This is a genomic window from Pseudomonas floridensis (assembly GCF_002087235.1).
Taxonomy (GTDB): Bacteria; Pseudomonadota; Gammaproteobacteria; order Pseudomonadales; family Pseudomonadaceae; genus Aquipseudomonas; species Aquipseudomonas floridensis.
Genome location: NZ_MUIO01000128.1, coordinates 1 through 2,991 on the forward strand (window position 1 = coordinate 1; position 2,991 = coordinate 2,991).

Annotated in this window: 4 protein-coding genes and 1 pseudogene; 4 read left to right on the top strand and 1 reads right to left on the bottom strand. The window is 52.1% G+C overall.

Annotated features, from left to right (window positions below; translation table 11 throughout):
- Window positions 1-431, top strand: a 431-nt coding sequence (locus BZK31_RS25505) for a BRO-N domain-containing protein (RefSeq protein WP_208617234.1), incomplete at its 5' end; no start/stop codon positions are given.
- A gap of 58 nt (window positions 432-489) precedes the next feature.
- Here BZK31_RS25505 and BZK31_RS25510 read toward each other — a convergent pair.
- Window positions 490-780, bottom strand: coding sequence for a DUF2059 domain-containing protein (locus BZK31_RS25510; protein WP_083186017.1), 291 nt, complete (start codon window positions 778-780; stop codon window positions 490-492).
- 574 nt (window positions 781-1,354) lie between these two features.
- Between BZK31_RS25510 and BZK31_RS25515 the strand changes: the two are divergent.
- The 3 genes and pseudogenes from BZK31_RS25515 to BZK31_RS29570 all read left to right on the top strand — a co-directional run.
- A pseudogene (locus tag BZK31_RS25515) lies at window positions 1,355-1,959 on the top strand (DUF6861 domain-containing protein); the annotation flags it as partial.
- Window positions 1,960-2,004: 45 nt separating this feature from the next.
- Entirely contained in the window at window positions 2,005-2,550 is a 546-nt protein-coding gene (locus tag BZK31_RS25520) for an EndoU domain-containing protein (RefSeq protein WP_087881696.1), read from the top strand.
- Window positions 2,551-2,560: 10 nt separating this feature from the next.
- Window positions 2,561-2,950, top strand: coding sequence for a DUF5376 family protein (locus tag BZK31_RS29570; RefSeq protein WP_157900795.1), 390 nt, complete (start codon window positions 2,561-2,563; stop codon window positions 2,948-2,950).
- The last annotated feature ends 41 nt before the right edge of the window (window positions 2,951-2,991 follow it).

Here is a 2,991-nt window from a genome sequence, read left to right on the forward strand (position 1 = left end):
GGTTCGTGGAGCGGATACCGTTGAACGAGCGGACGATGCGTAAGCTCGATGCGGACCAGTACCGAATGATGACGCTTGAGCAGCACGGCGGCCCTGAGTCGGAGTTGATGGTGAGTGAGTCGGGGGCTTACGCGATGTTGGTGCATCACTATCACGCGGAGAATCGCGGACTGCGGCAGTGGTTGACCAACGAGGTGGTGGCGACGCTGCGGGACGCTGAGGTGCCGTCTGATAATCACGCGCCGCACCTGAGTTTGCTGCAATGGCCGGCCTTGTCGGTGAGTGTGTTGCATTGGCAGAGCGAGCCGTGGATCAGGCTGCGGGACATGCCATTGATGGTGGCGCATCCGCAGATGCAGATTCAGCCGGCGCCGCGTCAGGTGAGCAAGCGATGGTGGCGTTCGGCATTGCCGGTGTTTCGGCTGGGGTAGTTACGATAAGTGGCCGCGACCCTGAGTCACGGCCCGGTATAACCAGATAATGCCTCGGTCAGTTTTTTAAGCGACTGCGGTATTCGCTGATCATTTCCTTCGTTACGTCTTCCTTGAAGCAAACCGGCGCATAACCGCCCTCTCGGCTGTATGCGCTGCGCTTGCCGCATCGGCTGCCATTACGGGCTGAGTTGTAAGGGCAAGGGCAATTGCCAGAATAGCCGTCAATGGAATCCTGGATGATTGCTCTGACAATGGTGGCATCTGAAACCGTAGCTTCTTTGGCTTGGGCGGAAAACGCGCATGCCAATGCAAGTACGGCGAGGAAACTCATCCCTGTCTTTCTCATGGCTATTCCTTAGCTGATGCAGACGAATGTCTGTTGCAAGGTTTTACCATGACATCATTGTGCCATCAAATGAATTTATGCGTCGTGTCGTGAGGTCTATCTGTAACCCAACTGAAAGAACGCTCATTCATCAGCACGTGAGGGCGCTTTGCGTTGATCAGCATTGAAAAGTCCGAGACAAACCATAGCGTCCAAATAAAGTGGAATCAGCTCGATACCGAACCGGTGCAGACATCACGCAAGAGTCACGGTTGTCGCTGGTAGCGTCGGAGGTCCAGAGATCCGCGCTGCCCTGCGAATGGGTAAGCGTTAGTCTCTAGACCAACAGGAAACTGGTCACCACCGCCGTAGGAAAACTCTCTATTCCTTCAACGGGCAAATATTTTGTTGTAATCAAACAGGATGAAACGCGATCTTTCGTTAACAGGTAACGGCACCACCCGTTGCCCTTATGTCGGACATGGACTCGTCTTGCTTAGATTTACCGGTTCAACATTCACTCAGGGAGAATTGAATGCTATTGAGAGGCGTCTTGCCGTCATGGTTTGACATAGAAAATCGCATCACTCATGCGATGGGCTATCAGGGGGGCGCAACTTATCGCACATACGCGAACGAACGAGTTGATTCCATCGGGCTCAAGATTCGCCGCGTCAGTAGCGTCAGGACTGCGTTCATCCATGCTGAATGGGAAGCAGGCCGCGTATTGAGGCAACGCTACGCAGACCTCGACATTTCCAGCGTTCTGAACGATCTGATGGATGCCGTGAGTCAAATGGCAATGATCGTCGCAGGTAGCGTGTTGACGGGCGCGCCCCTCGGTGCAGGCTTCGGAGCTTTCTTCGGCGGCGTAGGCGCGGTTCCATCAGGTGTTGCGGGCGCAGCAATGGGATTGCAGGTCAGCACCTGGATATTCGCCGTGCTCGGTCTGGAGTCCATCGCCGAGTTCTTCGTCGACGGCTTACCGAAGATTGCTGAGCACTACGTGAGAGGCATAAAAGCCGCATGGAACGGACCTCGCGGCGAGCCCGGCCTGAGTCCTTTTATTCAGGATGATCCTTATGCACAACAGAGTGCGACTCATCACATGCCCTGGGACATGTTGAAGTCGTGACTCTGCTTCTGGGTGCCATGGTGGCCTACCTCACGCGAGGCAGAGGGAACGCGACAGTCCTCGCGCAGGAAATGCGGGTCAGTCCCAAGGGCGCGCGTTTAGGTCAGTGGATGATCGAGCATGAGGACAAGCTGAAAAAACGGCCTGATCTGCAGGCATCAGAACCGCGTAAGGGTTCGTTGGCAGATCAGAAGGTTCCGCAAGCTCATAAACCAGAGGCAAAAAGTGCAGAGGTCCAAAAGAAACAGACTTCAAAAGCTTCAAACATAAGCACAAATACGATCGATTTTGAAGGGCACGTCCTTAATGCCGAGGTCAAACCAGGAGGAAAGGTCGTCGGTGGCCATTCAATAGCATCAGGCGAAGTAAGAGTCATACCGGGCACAGCCTCCGCGCCGAACGCCCAAGGCGTGTACAGAGCTAAAATACAGGTCGCTGATCCAGAAAACCTTGGCAAATTTTTATCCAAGACAAATAACGGTGGTATATCTACTATGTTCCCAGACTCTTGGAGTGCTGACCGAATTAAATCTGAAGTTAACTCAGCTTTTCAAGATAGAATAGTGAGTGGTAACAGATGGAGTGGTATCACCCCTAGCGGGGTAAAAGTCGAAGGCTACCTAGAACCTAAAACAACGGTTTATCCAAAATTCTAAGGTGAACATTATGAAACTGCACTACTTCTGGCGTTCGATTAATGGCGATCTATCACCTGACTGCGTTTCAAAAAAAATCGGTCATGATGATAACGCAGGTCCCCTTTCCTGCCTCCTGACTGACGATGGCGGACAGCCTCTATCGGACGTAATCCCATGGTTGACCGAAGGTCTCAAACTAATAAACTCAGTAAAACAATCAGAAACTGAGGTGGCCGATTGGAGTCGAGACGCTTGGGGCGCCGAGCTGACAAGAGATCATGTAAAGATTTACTCACTTTATGACGAAAACCACTTTGAAACACTCAGCATCAATTCGTTTGAAAACGCATTGAAAGCTTGGTCTGAATTCATTCAAAAAAATCCATCAATTGATAGCACTCAAGAAATTGAGGTCTAGCGCCTGAAAAACGACTAGGGACTCTCCGATCAAGTTGCCGC